Annotated in this window: 21 protein-coding genes; 16 read left to right on the top strand and 5 right to left on the bottom strand. The window is 64.4% G+C overall.

The window, feature by feature from the left end; genetic code table 11:
* On the bottom strand, positions 1–1,037 hold a 1,037-nt coding region (locus tag AAC023_RS02865), incomplete at its 3' end, for an NADH:flavin oxidoreductase (protein ID WP_339737929.1).
* 319 nt (positions 1,038–1,356) lie between these two features.
* Between AAC023_RS02865 and AAC023_RS02860 the strand changes: the two genes are divergently transcribed.
* On the top strand, positions 1,357–1,650 hold the full coding sequence (locus AAC023_RS02860) for an excalibur calcium-binding domain-containing protein (protein WP_339737927.1): 294 nt from the start codon (positions 1,357–1,359) through the stop codon (positions 1,648–1,650).
* On the opposite strand, the gene AAC023_RS02855 is transcribed toward AAC023_RS02860, so the two are convergent.
* The 3 genes from AAC023_RS02855 to AAC023_RS02845 form a co-directional block, all read right to left on the bottom strand.
* Positions 1,647–2,693, bottom strand: coding sequence for an SMP-30/gluconolactonase/LRE family protein (locus AAC023_RS02855; RefSeq protein WP_339737925.1), 1,047 nt, complete (start codon positions 2,691–2,693; stop codon positions 1,647–1,649). The genes AAC023_RS02860 and AAC023_RS02855 overlap by 4 nt on opposite strands.
* Positions 2,694–2,764: 71 nt before the next feature.
* Entirely contained in the window at positions 2,765–3,805 is a 1,041-nt protein-coding gene (gene rsgA / locus AAC023_RS02850; protein ID WP_339737923.1) for a ribosome small subunit-dependent GTPase A, read from the bottom strand.
* Between the two features lie 75 nt (positions 3,806–3,880).
* Positions 3,881–4,495: a hypothetical protein gene (locus AAC023_RS02845; RefSeq protein ID WP_339737921.1), complete on the bottom strand. Its 615-nt coding sequence runs from the start codon at positions 4,493–4,495 to the stop codon at positions 3,881–3,883.
* A 144-nt stretch (positions 4,496–4,639) separates the two neighbouring features.
* Here AAC023_RS02845 and AAC023_RS02840 point away from each other — a divergent pair, with 144 nt between their 5' ends.
* The 11 genes from AAC023_RS02840 (at position 4,640) to ccoS (ending at position 15,824) form a co-directional block, all read left to right on the top strand.
* Positions 4,640–6,136 carry an NAD(P)/FAD-dependent oxidoreductase gene (locus tag AAC023_RS02840; RefSeq protein WP_339737919.1) on the top strand — a complete coding sequence of 499 codons (1,497 nt, stop codon included), beginning with the start codon at positions 4,640–4,642 and terminating at the stop codon, positions 6,134–6,136.
* Positions 6,137–6,277: 141 nt separating this feature from the next.
* Positions 6,278–6,406 (top strand): hypothetical protein, encoded by a 129-nt coding sequence (locus AAC023_RS02835; protein WP_339737917.1) that lies wholly within the window; start codon positions 6,278–6,280, stop codon positions 6,404–6,406.
* 104 nt (positions 6,407–6,510) lie between these two features.
* Positions 6,511–7,731 carry a threonine ammonia-lyase gene (locus AAC023_RS02830; RefSeq protein WP_339737915.1) on the top strand — a complete coding sequence of 407 codons (1,221 nt, stop codon included), beginning with the start codon at positions 6,511–6,513 and terminating at the stop codon, positions 7,729–7,731.
* A gap of 179 nt (positions 7,732–7,910) precedes the next feature.
* Positions 7,911–9,560: a cytochrome-c oxidase, cbb3-type subunit I gene (gene ccoN / locus AAC023_RS02825; RefSeq protein ID WP_339737913.1), complete on the top strand. Its 1,650-nt coding sequence runs from the start codon at positions 7,911–7,913 to the stop codon at positions 9,558–9,560.
* Positions 9,561–9,572: 12 nt separating this feature from the next.
* Positions 9,573–10,331 carry a cytochrome-c oxidase, cbb3-type subunit II gene (ccoO, locus tag AAC023_RS02820; protein WP_339737911.1) on the top strand — a complete coding sequence of 253 codons (759 nt, stop codon included), beginning with the start codon at positions 9,573–9,575 and terminating at the stop codon, positions 10,329–10,331.
* A gap of 6 nt (positions 10,332–10,337) precedes the next feature.
* Positions 10,338–10,532 carry a cbb3-type cytochrome c oxidase subunit 3 gene (locus tag AAC023_RS02815; protein WP_339737909.1) on the top strand — a complete coding sequence of 65 codons (195 nt, stop codon included), beginning with the start codon at positions 10,338–10,340 and terminating at the stop codon, positions 10,530–10,532.
* A complete protein-coding gene (gene ccoP / locus AAC023_RS02810) occupies positions 10,525–11,451 on the top strand; it encodes a cytochrome-c oxidase, cbb3-type subunit III (protein ID WP_339737907.1) in 927 nt (308 codons plus the stop codon). Before AAC023_RS02815 ends, ccoP begins: the two co-directional genes overlap by 8 nt.
* Positions 11,452–11,492: 41 nt before the next feature.
* On the top strand, positions 11,493–12,977 hold the full coding sequence (gene ccoG / locus AAC023_RS02805) for a cytochrome c oxidase accessory protein CcoG (RefSeq protein WP_339737905.1): 1,485 nt from the start codon (positions 11,493–11,495) through the stop codon (positions 12,975–12,977).
* Positions 12,974–13,441, top strand: a complete 468-nt coding sequence (locus tag AAC023_RS02800) for a FixH family protein (RefSeq protein ID WP_339737903.1) — start codon at positions 12,974–12,976, stop codon at positions 13,439–13,441. Before ccoG ends, AAC023_RS02800 begins: the two co-directional genes overlap by 4 nt.
* Positions 13,442–13,449: 8 nt before the next feature.
* Positions 13,450–15,615, top strand: a complete 2,166-nt coding sequence (locus tag AAC023_RS02795) for a heavy metal translocating P-type ATPase (RefSeq protein ID WP_339737901.1) — start codon at positions 13,450–13,452, stop codon at positions 15,613–15,615.
* On the top strand, positions 15,612–15,824 hold the full coding sequence (ccoS, locus tag AAC023_RS02790) for a cbb3-type cytochrome oxidase assembly protein CcoS (RefSeq protein WP_339737899.1): 213 nt from the start codon (positions 15,612–15,614) through the stop codon (positions 15,822–15,824). The genes AAC023_RS02795 and ccoS overlap by 4 nt, the downstream gene beginning before the upstream one ends.
* Here ccoS and AAC023_RS02785 read toward each other — a convergent pair.
* Positions 15,770–16,543, bottom strand: a complete 774-nt coding sequence (locus AAC023_RS02785; RefSeq protein WP_339737897.1) for a DUF2189 domain-containing protein — start codon at positions 16,541–16,543, stop codon at positions 15,770–15,772. The two genes, ccoS and AAC023_RS02785, sit on opposite strands and share 55 nt — an antisense overlap.
* Before the next feature lie 125 nt (positions 16,544–16,668).
* Here AAC023_RS02785 and AAC023_RS02780 point away from each other — a divergent pair, with 125 nt between their 5' ends.
* The 4 genes from AAC023_RS02780 to AAC023_RS02765 all read left to right on the top strand — a co-directional run bounded on the left by AAC023_RS02780 (position 16,669) and on the right by AAC023_RS02765 (position 25,032).
* Positions 16,669–17,376, top strand: a complete 708-nt coding sequence (locus AAC023_RS02780; protein ID WP_339737895.1) for a sulfite exporter TauE/SafE family protein — start codon at positions 16,669–16,671, stop codon at positions 17,374–17,376.
* Positions 17,377–17,483: 107 nt separating this feature from the next.
* Entirely contained in the window at positions 17,484–22,346 is a 4,863-nt protein-coding gene (locus AAC023_RS02775) for an alpha-2-macroglobulin (RefSeq protein WP_339737893.1), read from the top strand.
* Positions 22,347–22,376: 30 nt separating this feature from the next.
* Positions 22,377–24,392 carry a penicillin-binding protein 1C gene (gene pbpC, locus AAC023_RS02770; RefSeq protein ID WP_339737891.1) on the top strand — a complete coding sequence of 672 codons (2,016 nt, stop codon included), beginning with the start codon at positions 22,377–22,379 and terminating at the stop codon, positions 24,390–24,392.
* 76 nt (positions 24,393–24,468) lie between these two features.
* Positions 24,469–25,032, top strand: coding sequence for a hypothetical protein (locus tag AAC023_RS02765; RefSeq protein ID WP_339737889.1), 564 nt, complete (start codon positions 24,469–24,471; stop codon positions 25,030–25,032).
* Positions 25,033–25,099: the final 67 nt, after the last annotated feature.

Here is a 25,099-nt window from a genome sequence, read left to right as displayed (position 1 = left end):
ACCTTGGCGGCCCATTCCGGGTCGGAGATCAGGGCGCGGCCGACGGCGACGAGGTCGAATTCGTCGCGTTCGAGGCGTTCGATCAGGCCGTCGAGCGAGGCGGCGGGGGAGTTTTCGCCCATGAAGGCGCCGATGAAGTCGGAGTTGAGGCCGACCGAGCCGACGGTGATGGCGGGCTTGCCGGTCAGCTTCTTGGTCCAGCCGGCGAGGTTGAGGTCGGAGCCCTCGAATTCGGGAAGCCAGAAGCGGCGGGTCGAGGCGTGGAAGATGTCGACGCCGGCGTCCGATAGCGGGCCGAGGAAGGCGCCGAGTTCGTCGGGCGTTGTGGCCAGTTTGGCGTTGTAATCCTGCTGCTTCCATTGCGAATAGCGCAGGATGAGCGGCAGGTCGGCGGGAATTTCCGCGCGCACGGCCCGGACGATTTCCTGCACCAGCGTCGTGCGCTCCACCAGGCCGCCGCCATAGCGGTCATCGCGCTGATTCATGCCTTCCCAGAAGAACTGGTCGAGCAGATAGCCATGGGCGCCGTGCAGTTCGATGGCGTCAAAGCCGAGTTCGGCAGCCGCCCTGGCCGCCTTGGCGAAGGCGGCGATGGTGTCGGCAATGTCTTCCGCGCTCATCGGCTCGCCGACCTGCTTGCCGCCGGGCATGATGCCGGACGGGCTGTCGGACGGGGCTTCGGGGTGCGGACCGGTGCCCGGCTTGCGCGCCAGGCCGACATGCCAGAGCTGCGGCGCGATCTTGCCGCCGGCACCATGGACGGCGTCGACGACACGCTTCCAGCCGGCCAGGGCTTCGGGTGTGTGAAAATTGGGTATGGCCGGATCGAAGCTGGCGCCGGGCCGGTCGACCGTCGTGCCCTCGGTGATGATCAGGCCGACCGCGTTCTCGGCGCGGCGGCGATAATAATCGACCACGGGCTGGCCCGGAATGCCGCCCGGGCTCTTGGAGCGCGTCATTGGGGCCATCACGATACGATTGGGCAGCTGCAGCGAGCCCAGCGAGAAGGGCTTGAACAGGGCGTCGGTCGAGGTCATGCGGATATCCTTGCGATGAAAGCTGAGCCCATAGGTAAGGCGGTTTTTTCGAAAATCGACCCTCGGGTATGTATTTGGGCCATGCATTTGGCGGCATGGGCTCAGTGGACGGCGGCGGCCGGGCGCGGGAGATTTGCTGCGACGGGCGCGGCAATAGGGATTTTTAACGGGCAGGGGTGATCATCACAATCCTGACGGGCCGGGCGCGCTGTGCCGTTTGCCTGGCGCGATGGTGAAAGAGGAGGCTTGCTTGCGTCCGGATCGGGACCTTCATGCCCGGCGTCTGAGGAGCCGGTTTCGCGCTGTGTCAAACCGGGCGATGCGGCGGCGGCGCGCTGATCACATCATCCGGGCCTGGGGCCTGTGGCTTGTGGTGACCGGCGCCGTGCTGGGGCTGGCCTGGTTTACGGTAGCGAGCCTGAGCCCCTGGCCGGTGCCGGTGACATTGCGTCATCTCGTTGCCAGCAAGGATTGCGACACGGCCCGTGCCATGGAACTGGCGCCGGCGGGGCGCGGTGAGCCGGGCTATTGGCCATGGCTGGATGCCGATCATGACGGCGTCGCCTGTGAGCGATGGCCCGCCCTTGCAGGCGGGCTGTCCGGCCAGGGTTAATCGCTGCCGCAGATCAGGACATGGCCGTCAAACACGGCGCCGACGATCAGCACGCCATCGCGCATCGCGGCGACGCTTGAGGCGTTGAGACTGCCATCCATCGCCAGCAGGGCCGTTTCGGTCTCGCCGGTTTGCGGGTTGAGGCGCACGGCATGGGCGGGGGCCATGGCATTGGCATCGGCGGCATGGGCGACGAAATCGAACACCCGCGGATGGCCGCCAATCCACAGATCGCCACGCTCGTCGATCTCGATATTGTCCGGCGCTGTCGGCACGGCAAGGGCGCGGTTGGCGCTCAGCTGGCCGCTCTCCACATCGCGGTCATAGACCCGCACCCGGCGGGCCAGCAATTCGGCAACATAGACTTCCGTGCCGTCGGCGGAGATGTTGATGCCGTTGGCATAGGCGATGGCGTGGGCGGCCATATCGCCTTGTGTGCCGTCAAAATAGGAGACGCTCGAGAGCGGCAGGCCAAAATAGGCTTCCAGGCTGGCCATCATGCCGGTGTGATAGGCGCGGTCATTGGTGGCGTAGAAGCTGCGCGGGCCGACGGCGAGCACATCATTGGGCGAAAGCAGGGCCTGATGGCTGATGCTCTCGACATGGCTCAGCATGCCATTCTCGCCAACATCGAAAATTTCGACCGCGTGAGCACCGTCCGCCGTATCGAAACCGGCGCGGTGATTGATGACGAAAAGGCGCTGGTGGCCATCGGCGCCGGTCCACAGGCTGATGCCATGGGGGTGGAAATCGGCCGGCGCATCGCCGGAGACTTCCCACACGCTGTCACGTTGATTGAGGTCGAAGGCGTAGATCCCGCCGCGCGCTCCGGTGCGCCGGTCATCGCTGGAAACGAAGACAAGGCCGGAGGACGGGTCGATGGTGACATCCTCCGTGCCCGGCCCGATGCCCAGCGCCGAGCACTGGCCCGGTGTCACCGGCGTCAGCTCGGCCATCATGCCCGATGCGGGAATGATGACGAACGCCATCCGCGCCAGTGCGGCCAGGATGATCAGGCCCAGAATGATGAGAATATTGCGCATGACATGCCCCCCGGAAATCAAGCTCCAGCCGGGACGTTAGCGCATTTTACCGGTTTTGGGCATGCGCGAATTTACCCCTGGCGGCCGCGCTTGCCCTGGACGCTCGCCCTGACCTTCTTGGTGAAGCCGCGCTTGCGGGCGCGGGCTTCCGACGGGGTTTCCGAATTGTAGCGGTCCTCGGCGAGGAGTTTTTCCCAGCGCCGGAAGCGGTCCGGATCGATCTCGCCTGACTTGATCCCGGCCTGGATGGCGCAGCCCGGTTCGGACTGATGGGCGCAGTCGGAGAATTTGCAGGTCGTCGCCAGTTCGGTCAGATCGGAAAAGACCCGGTCAATCCCGTCGCCGCTCTCGCTCATGCCGAGCGAGCGCATGCCCGGCGTATCGATCAGCCAGGCACCGGAATGGGTCGGACGCAGGCTGCGCGCCGTGGTGGTGTGACGGCCCTTATTGTCGCCCTTGCGATTGCCCTGTGTCTCGCTGGTCTCCTCGGTCAGCCCGTTGAGAATGGTCGATTTGCCAACCCCGGACGAGCCGACCAGGGCGGCTGTGGCACCGGGCTGGAGCCAGGGCGACAGCCGGTCGAGGGCGGCCGGGTCGCGGGCATCGAGCGTGATGGCGCTGACATGCGGCGACAGGGCCTCGGCCTGGCGGACATAATCATCGGCATTGTCGACCAGATCGCCCTTGGTCAGAACGATCAATGGCTCGGTATCGCTGCTGGCTGCCAGGGTGAGATAACGCTCGAGCCGGGCCGGATTGAAGTCGGCATTGCAGGAGGTGACGATGATCAGCGTGTCGACATTGGCGGCGATCAACTGGTGCATCAGCACGGTACCGGCCGCGCGGCGGCGCAGCACCGAGCGCGGTTCCAGCGCCCGCACGATGCGGTTCTCGTCCGGGTCGACCAACACCCAGTCACCGACGGCCAGATCGCCGACCTGCATATCGCCCGGCAGGGTCAGGGTGATCTCGCCTTCGGGCGTCATCGCCTGGACCCGGTCGCGGTGCACGTCGCACAATCGCGCCGGCGGCGTTGCCTCGATCTCGCCCGGCTCGAGCTGGGTCGCGAAATAGTCTGACCAGCCGAGTGCGGCGAGTGCTGCGTCTGTCATGGGGTCTGGTTCCGTTTGCGGTGCGGCGTCGTTATCGCACGCCTGACGACGTCGCAGCAATGGCCGGGCGACGTGTCATGCGCTGGTGACGCGATAGCCGGCCCGGATCACATCCACCGTCACGCGGGGCGTCAGCACGGTGACGGCGCCGGTGGGGCGGATATCGCGCAGGCTGTAACCGTCAAAGCTCCAGGCGAGGGTCTGGCCGTCGCGACGGACGAGCGCCTCGCTCTGTCCGGGCAGGGTGAAGAAGACCGCGTCTGGCAGGGCTTCGAAATCGTCTGAATGTGTGATCTGCTTCCGGCTACGCGAGTGGACGCGATCGGCATGCAGGAGACGGTTCATGGCGCCGGGCGATGGGCGCTCGCCCAGCTCGGGCCGGGCGCGGCCGAAGGCCTGCTGGAAAGCGACGTAATCATCATGGCGGCACATGCCGCAGGGGCGGTGACCCGCGGCCAGGGCGACGGCCTCATCGGTGAAGAAGAGCTCGGTATAGACGCCCGGCTTCATGATGGTGCGATGCCAGTGCTTGAAGTCAAGGCGGCAGCTGACCCAGGCCTGGTGGGCCCAGCGCCGGGTGCCGAGTTGGCGATGCGCATCGTGCAGACAGCCGCGATTGCCCATCAGGCCGCCGCGCGCCGGATGAGCGATGATTTCGCCGAACGGCGTGACTCGGTTCTGCAGGGGCATGGTGGCTCCGGGCGCTGGATGCCCAAGGATAGGCCGCGCTTGCCGCCGACACAAAGCAGCGCTTGCGCCAATCGAGCGAACAGTGTTCACTTTTGCCTCGGTCTTCCAGTCTGGCCCGCCCGTCAATGCCGCAGGAGCGCATTCATGTCCGACCAACACTATGATGTCCTGATTGTCGGGGCCGGGATTTCCGGCATTGCTGCGGCCTATCATCTCCAGACCCGGTCGCCTGACCGAAGCTATGCGATCCTGGAGGCGCGTGATGCGATCGGCGGGACCTGGGATCTGTTCCGCTATCCGGGCATTCGCTCCGACAGCGACATGTACACGTTCGGCTTTGCCTTCCGGCCCTGGACCGATGGCAAGGTGTTTGCCGATGGGCCGGCGATCCGCGAATATGTCTCCGACACCGCGCAGCGCAACGGCATTGAAGAGAAAATCCATTTCGGCACCCGGGTTGCACATGCCAACTGGGATAGCGAGACGGCGCGCTGGACGGTGCGCACGGAGCGCGGCGAAGACGGGCAACGAACGAGTTTTACCTGTAATTTCCTGATGATGTGCTCGGGCTATTATCGCTATGAGCATGGTTATATGCCGGATTTTGCCGGCATGGAGGATTTCTCCGGCGCGATTATCCATCCCCAGCTCTGGCCGGAGGATGTCGATTATGCCGGCAAGAAGGTCGTGATCATCGGCTCCGGCGCGACGGCCGTGACGCTGGTGCCGGCGATGGCTCGGGCGGCGGCGCATGTGACCATGGTGCAGCGATCGCCGACCTATATAGCGGCACGGCCGTCGCGTGATGGTTTCGCCGATTTCATGCGCAAGATCCTGCCCGAGAAGATCGCCTATTCGGTGACGCGGGCGAAGAATGTACTGCTCAATATCTATATCTATCAATTCTCCCAATCCTATCCCGACCTGGTCAAGCGCGAGGTCCTCAAGGCGATCCGCATCCGTCTTGGCCGTGATTTCGACGTCAAAAAGCATTTTTCGCCGAGCTATAATCCCTGGGATCAGCGCTTCTGCCTGGCACCGGACGGGGATTTCTTTGACGTGCTGGCCGATGGCTCCGCCTCGATCGTCACCGACCGGATCGAGCGTTTTACCCAAACGGGGATCAAGCTGGAATCCGGTGAGGAGATCGAGGCCGATCTGATCATCCCGGCGACCGGGCTGGAAATGCAATTGCTGGGTGGCATGACGCTCAGCGTCGATGGCGCCATGGTCCGCGCCGCTGACAAGGTCACCTATCGCGGCATGATGCTTAGCGATGTTCCCAATTTCGCGATCGCCTTTGGCTATACCAATGCGTCCTGGACGCTGAAGATCGACCTGACGTGCGAGCGTGTCTGCCGCCTGCTCAATCACATGTCGGCGAAGGGCTATGAATACTGCGTGCCGACGCCGCCGGCGGATCTGGAGACTGTGCCGATGCTCGACTTCTCCTCGAGCTATGTCCAGCGGGCGATGGCGCATCTGCCGCAACAGGGCGTCAAATCGCCCTGGCGCACCTATCAGAATTATGTCCAGGACATGCTGACCATCCGCTTCGGCAAGCTGGAGGATGGGGCCATGAAGTTTGGCCGGGCAGGCGACAAGGCGCAACAGGCTGCGGCGCTGGAAGCGGCGGAATAGCCGGCATCGCGGGCGCACGATTTTTGCGAATTTGGCGCTTATCGGCTGATTTCAGTTGAGGCGCAGGCTCTGTCGCGCGATTTGCTGGACATTTCATCCAATCGCGGCCAGTGTGCGGGTATCACGCCATCGAGACCGATCATGACACGCGCTATCGCCCTTTCCCTCGCAGACAGGAACCGGATCCGTATCCGTCTGCTCGGCCTGGCCGCGCTGATTCTGATTATCATCGGCCATAGCCTGACCGGAGCGCCGCTCGCCCCTGCCTGACATCGCCGAGATGCCGCCGCAGACCGAACCTCGCTCCGACCGGGCGGGGTTTTTTGTGTCCTCGCCCCGGTATCCCTTCCAGACCCTCCCCAAGTGAGCCCGCCATGACCGATGAATTTTCTGCCGAATTCGAGTTTGTCGGCGATTGCCATGCCCGCGGCATGGGCGGGATATTGCATACGCCCTGCCAGAGCGCCGAAGCCCTGAGCGAGCTGGCCGGCTGCGAAATCCGGGTGAAGCTGGAGAATCTACAGGCGACGGGTTCCTTCAAGGAACGCGGCGCCTATGCCAAGCTGATGAGCCTGGGCGCAGGCGAGCGGGCGCGCGGTGTGGTGGCGGCGTCGGCCGGCAATCATGCCCAGGGCGTGGCCCGGCATGGCCGATTGCTCGGCATTGAAACGATGATTTTCATGCCGGTCGGCACGCCGGCGATCAAGGTCAATGCGACGCGCAGCCTTGGTGCCACCGTTCAGCTGGCGGGGGCCGATTTCGATGCGTCCAGCCAGCTGGCGCGGGATTATTGCGCGGCTGAGGGTGCAGTTCTGGTGCATCCGTTCGATGATGCGCTGGTAATGGCAGGGCAGGGGACGGTGGCGACGGAGATGCTCGCGGACCAGCCCGATCTCGACGTGATCATTGTACCGATCGGCGGCGGCGGGCTGGCCTCGGGGGTCGCGCTGAGCGCCAAGCGAATCAAGCCGGAGATTGAAATCATCGGCGTGCAGGCGGATCTGTTTCCAGCCTTCCACAATCTGTTTCACGGCGGCGAGCGGCCCGTGGGCGGAATGACGCTGGCCGAAGGTATCGCCGTGCGCGAGCCTGGCGCGCTGACACGGCGGGTGATGACGGCCATGCTTGATGATGTCCTGCTGGTCGATGAGCGCGCGATCGAACGGGCGCTCAATCTGTTTCTGACGCGGCTGCGGGTCTTGCCCGAAGGGGCTGGCGCAGCGGGGCTGGCCGCGGTGCTGGCACATCCGGATCGTTTTCACGGCAAACGAGTCGGCCTGGTTCTGACCGGCGGCAATATCGATACCCGGCTGCTATCCTCGCTGCTGCTGCGTGATCTGGCACGTTCGCGGCGGCTGGCGCGCTTCCGGATCGAATTGATTGATGTGCCCGGCCAGCTCTCCTCGGTCTCGCACATCATCTCGGAAGCCGGCGGCAATGTCACAGATGTCGCCTATCACAAGACCTTCTCCGACCTGCCGGCCAAGGTGACCTATATCGATATTTCACTGGAGGCTCAGGACGCGGCCCATATGGACCGGGTGCATGCGGCGCTGCGGCAGAATGGCTTCAAGGTGGAATTCGCCGATTACTGACGCGCGGGGGCGGTAACCGCTTGCCGGTGAATAATTTATCGGCCCTGCTCGACGCTCTGGACGGCGTGTGAAATCATGTGTTTTCCACTGCTCAGGTCGAGGCGTGACAAATTGCCATACAGATTTTGTGGAATCGCGCGATAAACAGGCCACGGGCTGACCAAATTTCGGGGGCATTGATGCAATCGCCGCAGACACTTACTCGCAGCGGGCTGGATTTCAGCACCGTCATCGTTCTCTTGATCACCGTATTCGGGGCCCTATGGGCGTTGTTTGCGGCCGCGTTTGCGCCGGATGCGGCCATGAAGGGGCAGTCCTGGCTGATCCTGGGCGGCTTCCTGACAGGCATCCTCCTGCTTGTCGGCAGTGTGACGAGCGGCGGGGTTGAGACCGACGAGCGCGAATACAACGAGAATCTGGTCAAGGCCGGGGTGATCGCCTCCTTGTTCTGGGCGGCCGCGGGCCTGCTGGTCGGCGTGATCATTGCCTTCCAGCTCGCCTTCCCGATCCTCAATATCGAGGATTGGGGATTTACGAGCTTCGGCCGGCTGCGCCCGCTGCACACCTCTGCGGTGATCTTCGCCTTCGGCGGCAATGTCCTGATCGCGACCTCATTCTACGTGGTTCAACGCACTTGCCGCACGCGCATCGCCGGCGGGATCTGGCCCTGGTTCGTATTCTGGGGGTATCAATTCTTCATCGTCATGGCCGCGTCGGGCTATCTCGTTGGCATCACCCAGTCGCGCGAATATGCCGAGCCGGAATGGTATGCGGATATCTGGCTGACCCTGGTCTGGGTCGCCTATCTGCTGGTTTTCCTGGGCACGCTGTGGAAGCGCAAGGAACCGCACATCTATGTCGCCAACTGGTTCTACCTGGCCTTCATCGTTACCATCGCGATGCTGCACATCATCAATAATCTGGCCGTCCCGGTCAGCTTCTTCGGTTCGCACAGCTATTCGCTCTTCTCCGGTGTCCAGGATGCGCTGACCCAGTGGTGGTACGGCCATAATGCCGTGGGCTTCTTCCTCACCGCCGGCTTCCTCGGCATCATGTATTATTTCATCCCGAAACGGGTGAACCGGCCGGTCTATTCCTACCGGCTGTCGATCATCCACTTCTGGTCGCTGATCTTCATCTATATCTGGGCCGGCCCGCACCATTTGCACTACACGGCGCTGCCGGAATGGGCGCAGACGCTCGGCATGGCCTTCTCGATCATGCTGTGGATGCCGTCCTGGGGCGGGATGATCAACGGTCTGATGACGCTCTCGGGCGCCTGGGACAAGCTGCGCACCGATCCGGTGGTACGCATGCTCGTGATCTCGGTCGCCTTCTACGGCATGTCGACCTTTGAAGGTCCGGTGATGTCGATCCGCGCCGTCAATGCGCTGTCCCACTATACCGACTGGACCGTCGGCCACGTGCACTCCGGTGCACTCGGCTGGGTCGGTTTCGTCTCCTTCGGCGCGCTGTATTGCCTGGTGCCGTGGCTGTGGAAGAAGGCCGGCATGTATTCCAAGGCGCTGGTCGACTGGCACTTCTGGATCGCGACCTTCGGCATCCTCCTCTACATCACCTCGATGTGGGTTGCCGGCATCATGCAGGGTCTGATGTGGCGCGCCTACAACTCGCTCGGCTTCCTGGAATACTCCTTCGTGGAAACCGTCGAGGCGATGCATATTTCCTACATCATCCGCGCGGTTGGTGGCCTGCTCTATCTCGCCGGTGCGCTGATCATGATTTACAATGTCTATCGCACCATACGCAGCGATGTGACCGAAGCGGATGAGTCGGTATCGCCTCAACCCGCGCAGATTCCGGCCTAGGGGGAGATCGCTATGTCAAAGGGCAAAAGCCTGTGGAGCGAACTCCACAAAAAGCTGTTCGAGAAGAACTCGCTCATCCTTACCGTCGGTATTCTCGTCACGGTCTCGATCGGCGGCATTGTCGAGATTGCGCCGCTCTTCTATCTCGACTCAACGATCGAGGAAGTCGACGGCATGCGGCCCTACACGCCGCTGGAGCAGCTGGGACGCGACATCTATGTCCGTGAAGGTTGTTATAATTGCCATTCGCAGATGGTCCGCCCGCTGCGCGATGAGGTCGAACGTTACGGTCATTACTCGCTGGCGGCCGAGAGCATGTATGACCACCCCTTCCAGTGGGGTTCGAAACGGACCGGACCGGACCTCGCCCGTGTCGGCGGCAAATACTCCGATGAATGGCATCGCGATCATATGCGCGATCCACGCTCGGTGGTGCCGGAATCGATCATGCCGGCCTATGCCTTCCTGGCGGAGTCGACGCTGGACTATCACAATGTCGCCGCCAATCTGCGCGCCCTCCGGGCCGTCGGCGTGCCGTACAGCGACGAGATGATCGAAACCGCGGTGGCCGATATCGCCACCCAGCTCGATCCCTATGCATCGGATTATGACGGCTTCCTGGCCCGATATCCCGGTGCGACGCTGCGTGATTTCGACGGCAATCCGGACCGGGTGACCGAGCTCGATGCGATGGTGGCCTATCTGCAGGTGCTCGGCACCATGGTGGACTTCTCCACCTATGAGGCCGAAGCCGATGAAAATCTGAGATAGGGGCGCATGATGTATTCTCTTCTCGCGAGTTTCGCGCAGACCTGGGGCATGTTGCTGTTCGTCGCGCTCTTCACCGGCGCTCTGACCTATGCGCTGTGGCCCAGAAACCAGCAACGCTTCGACGAGGCGGCACGCCTGCCCCTTGATGACAGCGATGAACCCATTATCGAACGTGCCAGCGAGGACCAGGCCCATGTCTGATCACGAGGAAAACCGCGAAACCGACGCGCATTCGGGAACCGAAACCACCGGCCATGAATGGGACGGGATCAAGGAACTCGACACGCCGCTGCCGCGCTGGTGGCTGTATACCTTCTATGCCTGCATCGTGATCGGTGTGGTCTATATGGTCTTCCTGCCGGCAATCCCCGCCTTGCCGGGTCTGTCGGGCAGTGGCAGCGACCATACGCGCGGGCTCAGCAATAATTCCGAGCGTGCCAATGTCGCCGCCGCGATGCTTGACCTGGAAGCGTCGCGGGCATCGGGTTTCGATCGTCTGCGCGGTACCTCGATCGATGCGATCGAGGATGATCCTGATCTGCTCGGCTTTGTCCGTGCGGCTGGCGATGCCGCGTTCGGCAATTATTGCTCGACCTGTCATGGCTCTGGCGCCCAGGGTTTTGTCGGCTACCCCAATCTCAATGATGATGTCTGGCTGTGGGGCGGGAGCTATGACGAAATCCGCACCACGATCCGCTTCGGTGTCCGCAGTGAGCACACCGATACGCATTTCTCGCAAATGCCGGCCTATGGCCGCGATGGCTTGTTGACCCGCTCGGAGATCGGCGATGTCGCCGATTACGTCCTCTCCCTGTCGGGGCAGGACCGTCCCGCTGACGCGGTCGCCCGGGGCAGCGCCACCTATGCCAGCCAGTGCGTCAGCTGCCACATGCCCGATGCCACCGGTGACCGGAGCCAGGGCGCGCCCAATCTGATCGACCGGGACTGGCTCTATGGCGGCACGCGCGAACAGGTCGTCGCCACGATCTATCGCGGTCCCTATGGCGTCATGCCAGCCTGGGAAGGCCGGCTCAATGACACCACGATCGATGCGCTGGCAGCCTATGTCTACCTGCTGGGCGGCGGCGAGGCTGCGGCAAGCAGTCCCACGGGTCAGTAAGTCGCATCGCCTAAACCCCACCAACCGGATTTAACGCCGCCATGTCTGATACCCAAAAACGGAGCATGGCGGCGCCCGGGATCACCCGATCGAAAGCCAAGGCGGTCAACGCCGCCGACGAACGCGAGCTCTACAAGAAGCGCGAGCCGATCTATCCCAAGCTGGCGCACGGCAAGTTCCGCTTCGTCAAATGGGTGGTGATGGCCGTTACGCTGGCGGTGTATTATCTCGTGCCCTTCCTGCGCTGGGATCGCGGCGGCGATGCGCCTGACCAGGCCGTCCTGATCGATTTCGCCGGCCGGCGTTTCTATTTCTTCTTCATCGAGATCTGGCCGCAGGAAGTCTATTACATCACCGGACTGCTGATCCTGGCGGCGCTGGCGCTCTTCCTGGTGACGGCGCTGTTTGGCCGCGTCTGGTGTGGCTATGCCTGTCCGCAGACCGTGTGGACCGATCTCTTCATCATGGTCGAGCGCGCCTTCGAAGGCGACCGCAATGCCCGCATCAAGCTCGACCGGGCGCCCTGGAGCTTGAACAAGGTCTGGCGCAAGGCTGGAAAGCACGCTGTCTGGCTGGTGATCGCGGCGGCCACGGGCGGGGCCTGGATCCTGTATTTCCATGATGCCTATGACACGCTGGCGAATTTCTTCACCGGCCAGGCCGAGATGTCGGCCTATCTCTTCTTCGCCGGCCTGACCTTCACCACCTATATCCTCGCCGGCACGATGCGCGAGCAGGTCTGCACCTATATGTGCCCCTGGCCGCGCATCCAGGCAGCGATGACGGATCGCGAAGCGCTCAACGTCACCTATCGCATTGATCGCGGCGAGCCGCGCGGCGCGCACAAGAAAAACGACCCCTGGGATGATCGCGGCGATTGCATCGACTGCATGCAATGCGTCGCCGTCTGCCCGATGGGCATCGATATCCGCGACGGTGCCCAGCTGGAATGTATCCAGTGCGCCCTGTGCATTGATGCCTGCGATGATGTCATGCTCAAGGTCGATCGCCCCACCGGGCTGATTGCCTATGAGACCGACGACAATATCGACCGCTTCCAGGCCGGCGAGAAACCACGCTATCGCTTCGTGCGCATCCGCACCCTGGTCTATGCCGTGGCGCTGGCTGCGGTGGCGGCGGTGATGCTGGCGGGCCTGCTCAATCGCAGCGAGCTGGAACTCAATGCCGCGCGCGACCGCAATCCCAATTATGTCCGCCTGTCCGATGGCGCGATTCGCAATGGCTACACCATCAAAGTGGTCAACAAAGCCAATGCGCCGCGCGTGCTGGAGCTGGTGGTCGAGGGCGACCCGGAGCTGATCGTGCGGGTATTGGGTGCATCGGACGAGCACCCGATGCATTTGAATATCGAGGCCGACCGGACGCGTGACTTCGTGATTTATCTGACCTTGCCGCCGGGCGCGGTGGATGTGCCGCGCGAGGATATCATGTTCCGCGTGCTGGACCCGGCGACCGGCGAAAGCGCACAGACCCGTTCGGTTCTTGTAACGGGGCTGGCGGAATGAAATCCTTCCTCAACCCGCTGCGCGGCTGGCACGTGCTGGTGATGATCCTGGTGTTTTTCGGGGTCACGATCGGCGTCAATGCGACTTTCATCACGCTCGCCCTGCAGACTTTCCCCGGCGAGGATGTGCCGCGCTCCTACGTGCAGGGCATCAATTACAATGATACGCTCGAAGCGCGCCGCCGCCAGGTCGAACTGGGCTGGACGGCGAGCTTCAATGCCGTGGACGGCCGACTGGTTCTGGCGGTGGCCGACGCGGAGGATCGCCCGGTTCCCGGATTGTCGCTGAGCGGCGAAATGGTTCACCCGGACACCACTACTGCCTGCCCGCTGGTCTTTGCCGAAGGGCAGGATGGCCTGTACCGGGCACAGCTGGAATGCGAGACGGCCGGCCGCTGGCGGGTGCGGGTGAATAATAGCGGCGATGCGCCGTTCGAGGTGGAATACGAGTTGTGGCTGCCCTGACCGCTGCTATGCCCGGCCCCGCTGCGGGCCAGGCCGATCCCCAGGCCTTCGTGCGCCGGGTCGATGGCCGTTCGCATCTTGATCTTCTGGTGCGTGGGGCCACCTGCGCCGGCTGTATCGCCCGTATCGAGGCGGGCCTGCTCGCCGATGGGCGGGTCGAGCAGGCGCGGCTGAACCTGTCCACCGGCCGCCTGGCCCTGGTCTGGCGCGGTGAGGCGTCGGCGGCGCGCGGTTTCATTACCAAGCTGGGCGAGATTGGCTATCCGGCTACGCCCTATGAGCCGGAAGCCGACAGCGATCCCCAGAAGGAGGATGAGCGGCGTCTGCTGCGCGCGCTGGCGGTTGCCGGCTTTGCGATGGCGAATGTCATGCTTCTCTCGATCTCGGTCTGGTCCGGCGGGCTGGAAATGAGCGAGGCGATGCAGTCCCTGATGCACCGCATCTCGGCCCTGATCGTGCTGCCCACGGTCGCCTATTCCGGTCAACCGTTTTTCCGCTCGGCCTGGTCCGTGCTTAAGCATGGCCACGTCAATATGGATGTGCCGATCTCGCTCGCCGTGCTGCTGGCCTGCGGGCTCTCGGTCTATGAGACCTTCATCGGCCATGGCGAGACCTATTACGACGCCGCGGCCATGTTGCTCTTCTTCCTGCTGATCGGGCGCTTTCTCGACATGCGGCTGCGCGCCAAGGCCAGCCAGGCCGCGCGCGGGCTGGCGGCGATGCAGGCTGCGACCGCCAATCGTCTGCGCAGTGATGGAGCGATGGAAGCCATTCCGGCGCGCGATGTGCGTGCCGGCGACCATCTGATCCTCGCTGCCGGCGACCGGGTCCCGGTTGATGCGGTGATTATCGAGGGCGAGGGCGCGCTGGACGGCTCCCTGGTCAGCGGCGAAACCGCGCCGGTCGAGGCGCGGCCCGGCGTGCAGGTCTTTTCCGGCATGCTCAACCTGGACGGCAAGCTGGTGATGCGCGCCAGCGCCGACCGCGATAATTCCCTGCTTGCCGAGATTACCCGGATGGTCGAGGCCGGCGAACAAAGCCGCTCACATTTCGTTCGCCTGGCTGACCAGGCGGCGCGACTCTATGTGCCATTGGTGCATTCGCTGGCGCTGGCGACGGTGATTGGCTGGGCGGTGCTGGGCGGTGATTTGCGGATCGGCATTATTAACGCCATCGCGGTCTTGATCATTACCTGCCCGTGCGCCCTGGGACTGGCCGTGCCGGCCGTCCATGTCGTCGCGTCCGGACGCCTGTTCAAGGCGGGTGTGCTGGTCAAATCCGGTGATGCACTGGAGCGGATGGCGCGGATCGACACGGTCGTGGTCGACAAGACCGGCACAATGACCGAGGGCCGTCCACGCCTGGTCGAGCCGGAGGCTTTGCCGGCCGGCATGCTGGAGCTCGCCGCACGTCTGGCACGGACCAGCCATCATCCCTTGTCGCGCGCCGTCGCCGATGCCGCCGGCATGGGCCCGGCAGCACGGAATGTGCGCGAGATTGCCGGCGGCGGCCTGGATTGCATCGAGGACGGGCAGCGCTTGCGCTTCGGCTCGGCTCGCTGGCTGGGGATTGAGGCGGCGAGCGATCCGCACTCGGAAGCCTGGCTGGTCGTCGATGAGGGGGAGCCGGTCCGTTTCCGTTTCCAGGACCGGTTGCGCGGCGATGCCCGCGAGACGATTGACGGTTTGCGCCGGCGTGGCTGCCGGATTGAACTGCTTTCCGGCGACCGAAGCGGTCCGGTCGCTGCAATCGCGGGCGAGCTGGGAATTGAGGACTGGACCGCCGAGCTGAAACCGCAGGACAAGATCGCCCGCATCGAAGCACTCAAGGCCCAAGGTGGCAGCGTGCTGATGATCGGCGACGGCATCAATGACGCGCCCGCCCTGGCAGCTGCCGATGCCTCGGTCTCCTTGGCCGCAGCGGCGGAGATTTCCCAGGCCGCGGCAGATTTTGTGCTGCAGGGAAACAAGTTGACCGGCTGCCTCGCAGCGCTCGATATCTCGCGCTCGGCCCGGCGCCGTGTGCTGGAGAATTTCTCCCTGGCGGCGGGCTATAATATGATCGCCGTGCCGCTGGCTGTGATGGGAATGGTCACGCCATTGATTGCCGCGATAGCGATGTCAGGTTCGTCAATCCTGGTCACGCTCAACGCCTTGAGGCTCGCACGCCGATGAATGCACTGATCTGGTTGATCCCCATTGCGCTCGGTCTGGGATTTCTCGGACTGGTCGGCTTTCTGTGGAGCCTGAAATCGGGCCAGTTCGAGGATCTCGATGGTGCCGGAGAGCGCATCCTGATCGATGATGACAAGCCGCTGCAGCCGCGGCCTCAGCCGACTGAGGCTGAGGACGAGGTCGATGGCAAGGGCGCGAAATCCTTGTAGGCATGCCAGCTGGCATGGGCCAGCCACGGGAAGACCAGTGCCAGCCCGATCAGGAAGAAAGCGGTGCCGGCCACGGTCATGAAACCGATCAGCCAGGCCCAGGTGAACATGACGAAGGGCTGGCGGCGCACAGCGGTGACACTCGCGACCAGCGCGGTCACGGCATCGACATCCTGGTCGACCAGCATGGGAAAGGCGATTGCCGAAATGGCGAAAGCGATGCCGGCCAGAAGCGAGCCGATAATGGTGCCGAGCACGAGCAAGGTCATGCCGGCCGGTTCGGACAGGGAGAATTCCAGGAAGGGTCCGGGCGAAAGCGGCGTGCCCGGCGCGATGATGACGAACATGAATTGCGCGATCTCGAGCCAGACCATCAATAGAAGGAGCAGGAGAAGGGAGAGAAAGGCGATCTGAGTGATGCGGTCGGGAAAGCGCGAAATGATGACGCGAAAGCGCGGGACCTCACCGCGATCAAGCGCGCGGCTGACCTGGTAGATGCCGATGGCCAGCGCCGGGGCGATCAGCGCAAAGCCGCTCAGGGCCACGGGGGCGACAGCACCCAGATTGAGAACCCAGAGGCCGCCGGTAATCAGCGCGCCAATGGCGACGAAAATCAGGCCATAACTGAGGCTGACGCGGGGTGCCCGCATCATGTCGGCCCAGCCGGCCTTAAGCCAGTTCCATGGCGCGTCGCGCCGGACTTTCTGCAATGTGACCATGATTTCATGCCCTCCCGAATGCGTGCTGCCATGTTTTCCCGGTTCGCCTATTTATGCCACACTTTTATTGGGCCTATTGTCGGATTGACCACAGTTTTGCCCATCAGCCGCGTCAGGACGCCGTCATGGACCCGCTCACCCAGTTGAGTCTCGCCGGTGGACTTCTGGCCGGCTTTGCCTCCAGCCTGCATTGCGCCGGCATGTGCGGCGGCATCGCTTCCGGGCTGATGCTGAGCCTGTCGCCGGATGGCGAGACCTCGACGCGAGCCCGCACCATATTGCTGGCCCAGCTCGGGCGGGTGAGTGCCTATGTGCTGGCCGGCGCGATTATCGGCCTGGTCGGGTCCAGCGTGTATTTCTCTTTCGACCGCGCCGAGGCGCATCTCCTCCTGCGCTGGGCCGGGGCAGTGACGCTGGTCTATATCGGCCTGTCGGTCGCCGGATGGGCGCCGAGCCTGGCCGGGATGGACCGGATCGGCACACGTGTTGTCTCGATCCTGCGTGCGCCCCTGGGGCGCGCATTTTCGGCGGCAAGTCCGGTACTGGCAGGCTTCCTCTGGGGGCTTTTGCCCTGCGGCATGGTCTATGCGGCGCTATTCTACGCCATGCTGTCCGGTTCGGCCGGCGGCGGCGCGGCGATCATGGCCGGTTTCGGACTCGGCACTGTGCCGGCGGTGGTGGGGGCGGCCTTTGGCGCCCAGGCGCTGATGCGCCTGTCGCAGCGGCCGGGGCTGCGCCGCGGCGTCGGATTGGTGCTTGTGGCACTGGGCGTCGCCTCGGCGGCCATTCCCTGGCGCGCCCTGGCCGCATTCTGCGGCATCGAACTGGGCTAGCCTACTGGCAGGTTTGGCAAATATTTCCTTGAGAATCCGGAATATGGGGTGCGAAGTTTGCCGTTTGGTCCTATAATTGAAAGCTTCGGGGATGGGGAGTTATCGGTATGTTGAACTGGCGTATGGGGGCTGCGGCCCTGGTTCTGGCTGCAGGTCTGATCGGGTGTTCCGGACAAGACACGAGCGTCCAGGGGCCGCCGCTCGACAGCCGGTCCGCCGATGCGGCACGCGCCGCCGGCGATGGGACCGCCACCGATTTCGCCTTTTTGCGTTACCAGGTTGATGTCAGCGGCGATGCGCCGCGCCTCTGCCTCGGCTTCACCCTTCCGCTCGATCCCCAGGCCGATTACGAGCCCTATGTCGCCCTCGAGCCCGAGCGTCCGGTCGCGATCGCGGTCAGCGGGCAGTCCTTGTGCCTGGGCGGTCTGGCCTTCGGTGAGGGGCAGACGGTCACGCTGCGCTCGGGACTGCCCGGTGCTGATGGCCAGGCGCTGCGTGCCGACGAGCAGATCGAGGTCGATTTCGGGGATCGCCCCGCCTATGTCGGGATTGCCGGCGACGGTGTCATCCTGCCGCGACTGGAAGCCGATGGCCTGGCGATAGAGACGGTCAATGTCGACACGGTCGCGGTGGCGCTCTGGCGTGTTACCGACCGGGCGCTGGCCTTCCGCTCGATCACATCGGGCTTCACCGCCGGCTTTGACGAGTATGACTGGCAGGACAGCGATGAGAGCCCATTTCCGGTTGCCGAACGTCTGTGGCAGGGCGAGATGGACACGGCTGGTGCGCTGAACGCGCCCGTCACGACCGTCTTCCCGCTCGCCGAAGCCATTGGTCGCCTGCGTCCCGGGGCCTATTACATCCAGGTCAGTGATGCTGCCGAGGCCGAGGATGATTTTCACGTTCCGGCGCGCTCGAGCCGCTGGCTCGTCATCACCGATCTGGCCCTGACTGCCTATCGCGGACGCGACGGTATTGATTATGTCGTGCGCTCCCTGCAGACGGCCCGGCCCGTGCCCGGCGTGCGCGTCGAACTGGTGGCGCGCAGCAATGAAATTCTCGGTACCGCGACGACCGATGCGGCCGGGCGCGCCCGTTTCGCCGGCCCCTTGATGCGTGGTGAGGATGGCAATACGCCCCGCCTGCTGATGGCCTATGGTGCGAATAATGATTTTGCCGTGCTCGACCTGCAACGCAATCCGGTTGATCTGAGCGGGCAGGACATTGCCGGCCGTGATCGCAGCGAAGGCGCGGACGGCTATTTCTATCTTGATCGCGGCATTTACCGGCCCGGTGAGCCGGTCCATATCGCCGCCATGTTGCGCGATGCCCAGGCCGTGTCGATCTCCAATCGTTCCGGCGATCTGGTGCTGTACGGCCCCAATGGCATCGAGGCCGCGCGTCAGCGCTTTGAAGGTGCGCCGATCGGCGGCACCGTGTTCTGGGATTATGACCTGGCGCGCGAATCCGCGCGCGGCGAATGGCGCCTTGATGCCATGCTCGACGGTTATGGCCTGATCGCCCAGACGCGCTTCTCGGTTGAGGATTTCGTGCCGCAGCGCATTGCGCTGGATCTGAGCGCCGATACCGCCATGCCGATGCGTGCCGGTGAAGTGCGCGATGTCGAGGCCGATGTCCGCTTCCTCTATGGCGCGCCAGGCGCCGGTCTGCCGGTCGAGGGCACGATCCGCATCGAGCTAGATCCCAATCCCTTCCCGGATCATGCCCGCTTCTCCTTCGGCCGCTATGATGAGAGCTTTCGCGAGACCAGCCACGACTTGCAGGACACGATTGCTGACGGGGCCGGCCATGCCGTGCTGCGGATTGATCCGGAAGGCGAGGGTGAGGGCAGCCATGCGCCGCTGCGAATTCGCACCGTGATTTCCGCAATCGAGCCGGGCGGCCGCCCGGTGGCCGATGATGTGCGTATTCCCTATCGTCCGCGCGACCTCTATCTCGGGCTTGATGCCCAGTTCGATGGCCGCCTCGGCAATGACCGCGCGGCGACCTTCGATCTGGTTGGCCTCGATGCGCTGGGTGAGATGCGCGCCGCCCGGGTCGAGTGGCAGGTCATTCGCACCGACTGGAATTATGACTGGTACCGCACAGAGGGTGGCAGCTGGCGCTGGCGCCGGACCCAGAACGCCGTCGTCGTCGAAGACGGTGTCGCCGCGCTGTCGGCCGACGCAGTCTCGCAAATCGTTACCGCCGCCCTGTCCTGGGGCGATTACCAGCTTGTCGTGACCGACATTGAATCCGGAATTTCGTCCAGTACCCATTTCTGGGTTGGCTGGGGGCGGACGTCCTCGACCGGCGATGATGCGCCTGACCGTGTCCGCCTCGCCGGACCCGACCAGCCCGTCGCCGCGGGAGAGATGGCGACGATCAGCATTTTGCCGCCCTATGCGGGTGAAGCCGAAATCGTGATTGCCAGCGATCGCGTCCTGGCCACGCAATCCATCTCCGTGCCCGAGCAGGGCGCTGAAGTCAGCTTCGCCGTGACCGAGGAATGGGGGGCGGGCGCCTATGCCATGGTCTCCGTCTTCACCCCGCGTGATCCCGTGGCCCAGCCACGGCCGCGCCGCGCAGTCGGCGTGACTTATCTCGCCGTCGATACCGGCGATCGCGAGCTCGCCCTCAGCCTTGATGCGCCGGAGGTGGCGCGTCCGCGCCAGACGCTCGACATCGCGGTTACCGCGACGGGTCCGGTTCGTGCCGGTGCCTGGGTGACGGTGGCGGCGGTCGATGAGGGCATTCTCGCCCTGACCCGTTTTGCCTCACCCGATCCGGTCGGCTGGTATTTCGGCCGCTCATCCCTGGCGGTCGATCTGCTCGATGATTATGGCCGTCTGCTTGATCCCAATCAGGGGGCTGCCGCGCCTGTGCGCACCGGCGGTGACCAGATTGGCGGTGCCGGCCTGACCGTTGTGCCGACCCGCACCGTGGCCCTGTTCTCCGGCCCGATCGCCTTTGATCGCGCCGGTAATGCGACGGTGACGCTGGACATACCCGACTTCAATGGCGAACTGCGCCTGATGGCCGTCGCCTGGTCGGGCACCGGACTGGGCCAGGCTTCACAGCCGCTGACCGTGCGCGATGAAGTGCCCGCTGAACTGATCCTGCCGCGCTTCCTGGCACCGGGCGATTCCAGTATGACAACGCTGACCATAGACAATGTCGAAGGCACAGCCGGCGTCTATGCCGCCGCGATCAACGCGTCCGGCGCCGTTACCGCGTCGAGCGACGACCAGATCGAACTGGCTGTTGGTGCCCGCATTGACCGCCGCTATCCGGTCAATGGAGCCGATGCGGGTATTGGCGATGTCGGATTGAGCGTCGACGGACCAGCCGGCTTTGCTGTTTCGCGAAGCTACCCGATCGAAGTGCGCTCGGCCTGGTTGCCGTCCTCTGACGTGATGCGGGGCCGTGTCGAGCCCGGCGCCAGCTGGTCGCTCGACAGTTCAACCCTGGCGGCTTTCCTGCCCGGTTCGAGCGAGGTATCGGTCAGTTTCTCGGCGACGCCGCTGGACGAACACGCCCTGCTGCGCTCCCTGAGCCGCTATCCCTATGGCTGCACCGAACAGATCACCAGCCGGGCCCTGCCACTGCTCTACGCCCAGGACCTGGCCGCCCTGTCCGGTACGGACGGGTTCGACCAGTCCCGCCTTCAGATCCAGGACGCGATCTCGACCTTGCTGAGCCGTGAGGCGGCAGATGGAAGCATCGGTCTGTGGCGGGTTGGTGATCGCGGCGCGACCCCCTGGCTGGGTGCCTATGTGGTCGACTTTCTCTCACGCGCCAAAACGGCCGGTTACACGGTTCCCGATGCGGCGTTGGAGCGGGCCTATGGCGCGCTCGAACATGTCGCCTCGCAGGAATTGTGGCGGGCCCCGGGCTATCAATCGACGGTCTATCGCTGGGTCGGTCAGACCGATACGGCGCAACGCCTGTCTGATCGCAGTGCTGCCTACGCGCTCTATGTTCTGGCCCGAGCGGGCCGGGTCGATCGCTCGCGTCTGCGGTATATGCATGACGAGCGGCTGGATGCGATTACCAGCCCGCTGGCCCGCGCCCAGATCGGCGCGGCGCTTTTCCTGATCGGTGACCGGTCGCGTTCGCATAATGCTTTCCTGCACGCGGAAGCGGCGCTGGGTTATTCCAATCCCGGTGACTGGTATCAGACCTCCCGGCGCGATCTGGCCGGCGTGCTGGCGCTGGCCGCCGAGGCCGGTGAAAGTGAAGTGGTGGGCCGGCTGGCCGAGCGTGTCGCGCTCGAACTGCCGGAGCCGGGACGCCTGACAACCCAGGAGAAGGCCTTCCTTCTGCTGGCGGCCCAGGCCTTGTCGGCGGGCACGCAGGCCCTGGAAATTGAAAGCGGCACCAGCCAGGGCACGCCGGGTCAGCGGGAATTCCTTCTCACCCCGGGTGAGCTGACCGGCACGGTCGGTTTTGCCAATCGCGGCGCCAATCCGGTCTGGGTGACCCAGATCGCGCATGGTGAAACGCTTGAAGCGCCGGCCGCGGTGGCGGAGCAGATTGCGATTGCCAAACAGGTCCGGGCCATGGACGGGACATCAGTCGATCTCACCAAGCTGGTCCAGGGCGACCGTCTGATCATCGATGTCATGCTCAGTCCGAGTGAACAGCGCACCGTGCCGGCCATCCTGGTCGACCTCCTGCCGGCAGGGCTGGAGATCGAAGCCATCATCCGGCCTGAAGATGCCGGTCCGAACGGCATTTATCCCTGGCTCGGGGCAATTGATGATCCGCGGATCGCCGAGGCGCGCGATGACCGTTTTGTCGCCGCCATCGATCTGCGCACCGGTCGGCCCTCGCATCTGGCCTATATCGTCCGGGCCGTGACACCGGGGCAATACACAATGCCCGGTGCCGTGGTGGAAGACATGTACCGGCCAGACGTGTTCGCCCGCAGCGAAACCGGACAGATGATCATCCGGCCGCGTGATTAATTCATGCTGGGACTGGGGCGGACATATTGGATGGTCGCCGGCCTTCTGGCCGGACTTGTCCTGCTCCTGGCGCTCGATGAGGCGTTTCCGCCGCCGCTGGAGCGAACCGAGGGGCGCTCGCAGCTGGTGCGTGACCGGGATGGCGAGTTGTTGCGCGCCTTTCCCGTCGTCGATGGACGCTGGCGGCTGGCGGCCGATCTCGATGGCATAGATCCGGATTTCATCACCGCCTTGCTGGCTTATGAGGATGCCGGTTTCTACCATCATCCCGGGGTTGATCCCGCAGCTGTGGTGCGGGCGGCCTGGGAGGGCGTGCGGGCCGGGCGGATCGTGTCGGGCGCCTCGACGCTGAGCATGCAGGTCGCCCGTCTGCTGGAGCCGCGTCCGCGCACCTTCACTGCCAAATTCCTGCAAATGACGCGCGCCGTACAGCTGGAATTGCGCCTGACCAAGCGTGAAATCCTCGAACTCTATTTGACGCTCGCACCCTATGGCGGGAATCTGGAAGGGATCAGGGCGGCGTCCTGGGCCTATTTCGGCCGCGAACCCGATGCGCTGACCATTGAGCAGATCGCGCTCCTGATCGCCCTGCCGCAATCGCCCGAGGCGCGCCGTCCCGACCGTCATCCCGAAGCGGCCGTCGCGGCCCGGGGACGCGTGCTCGACCGGCTTGCCGGGGTGGGGCTGGCCCGGTCGACGGCGCAGGCCGATGCGGCCCAGGATCCTGCACCGCAGCGCCGCGCTTTTCCCGGCGATGCCTGGCAGGTTGCCGAGACACTGGCGCGGCAATATCGCGATCGCACCGATATGGTGTCGACTCTCGATGCCGGTTTGCAGCGGGCGCTCGAACAGCAAGTGCGCGACAATCTCCCGATGGGCGATAATTCGGCCCAGATCGCGGTGATGGTTGTGGAAACTCAAAGCCGCGCCGTGCGAGCTGCCGTCGGTTCGGCCGGGCGCGAGCGGCCCGGCGGCTGGATCGATCTGACGACGCGGCCGCGCTCGCCCGGCTCGACCCTCAAACCCTTTATCTACGCCATGGCTTTCGATGATGGCCTGGCCGCGCCGGATACCCGTATCGCTGATTTGCCGCGGCGCTTCGCCGGTTATCAGCCCGACAATTTCGACCGCCGCTTCCGCGGTGATGTCACCATTGCCGAAGCCTTGCAGCACTCACTCAACATCCCGGCCGTCACAACGCTCGATGATGTCGGCGCGCGGCGGTTCTCCGCTGCGCTGGGTTTTGCCGGAGCGCGGCCGGAGCGCCCGCACGGCGCGGATCGCGATGACGGGTTGGCCGTGGCGCTGGGCGGTGCCGGGCTGAGTGTTCGCCAATTGGCTGTGCTCTACGCGGCGCTCGGCGATGGCGGCCATGCCCGGCCGCTGCGCTGGCTGGAAACCGAAGACGCGGCAGAAGACGGGACCGGCTTTGCCCTGGTCAGCCCGGAGTCCGCGCACGAAATCCTGACCATATTGCGCCGGGCACCGCATCCGGGCGGCCGCATGCCGGCGAGCCTGACGATGGAGGCTCCGGAAGTCGCCTTCAAGACTGGAACATCCTACGGTTTTCGCGATGCCTGGTCGGCGGGTGTTTCAGGTCGTTATACGGTGGTGGTGTGGACCGGGCGGGCCGATGGCGTCCCGCGTGAGGGGGTGACGGGGCGCGAGGGCGCATTGCCGCTTCTCTTTCGCGTCTACGACCTGATTGAGAGCCTGGAGCCGGCTCCGGCACAGCCCGGCCGCGATGAAAGCGAACTACCGCCGGCGCCGCTCACCCTGGCGCATTTCCAGCTCGATCCGGCGCCGCAAATCCTGTTTCCGCCGGACGGTTCCGAGGTCTGGGCCGAACGTCGCGGGCGCGGCTTCGTGCTGGCGGCACAAGGCCAGAGCGCGGTGAGCTGGTATGCCGATGGAGAACCGGTCGGGCGCAATGCACTCGGCGATGCGGTCTGGTATCCTGACGGGCCGGGCTTTTACATGGTCGAAGTGGTTGATCATGAGGGCCGGCGTTCACGGGCGCGGGTGCGCATCCGGATGGATAGCTGACGCGGCCCGCCGGATGCGCGCACGCGCTTGTGATCGCGAGACCGGCGACGTGGCGTGATCATGCGCCTATGCTTGAGTGACCGGATATCTGCCGTGGAGTTGTCTCTTGCTGATTGCCAGCCTCCTGTTTCTCGCCAGCTTCAGTGGCGGCGCGGTCGATCCCGCTGCCCCGTCCATGCTGCTCGGACTGGAGACGCGCCAGAGCAAGACGCTGCTCAGCGAAGATGCCGAGGGCCTGTACGCCCTGCAATTGACGACCCGGGATAATCGTCTGTGCCAGGTGCGCGCCTTCTTTCGCGGCGCACCACCGCGTACGGCGCGTTTTTGCTCGGGGCGGGTTACCGGCCGCCAGGTTGCGCGCTCGGGCGTCGCCGTGCTGGGCGTCGGCGAGGCGGTGCAAGGGGTGGGCGCGTGTGTATCAGGTGATCGCCGGATCATGGCGGTGCGCTTCTACACCCGCGCCGGCGAGGAAGTGACAGCACAGGCGGGGCGTTGCACGGGCCGCTTTCAGCAGGTCTGGTGCCAGGGCGATTGGGTGGTGCAGGGCGTGCAATTATACTTCGGCGGTGCCAGCTGGCTGCGGCCACAACCGAGCCTGCAGGGATTGCGGCCCCTGTGCACCGCGCGCGCCGCCCTCTGATCACCGGCGGCCGCTTGCATGCCGGCTCGATTGAGGCAAAGCTGACGGTGATATGGGGAGTTTAATA

Origin of the sequence: uncultured Maricaulis sp., from assembly GCF_963976135.1 — a bacterium.
Classification (GTDB): domain Bacteria; phylum Pseudomonadota; class Alphaproteobacteria; order Caulobacterales; family Maricaulaceae; genus Maricaulis.
Note: the sequence above shows the minus strand (reverse complement) of the source record. Positions and strands in the feature narration are given on the sequence as shown.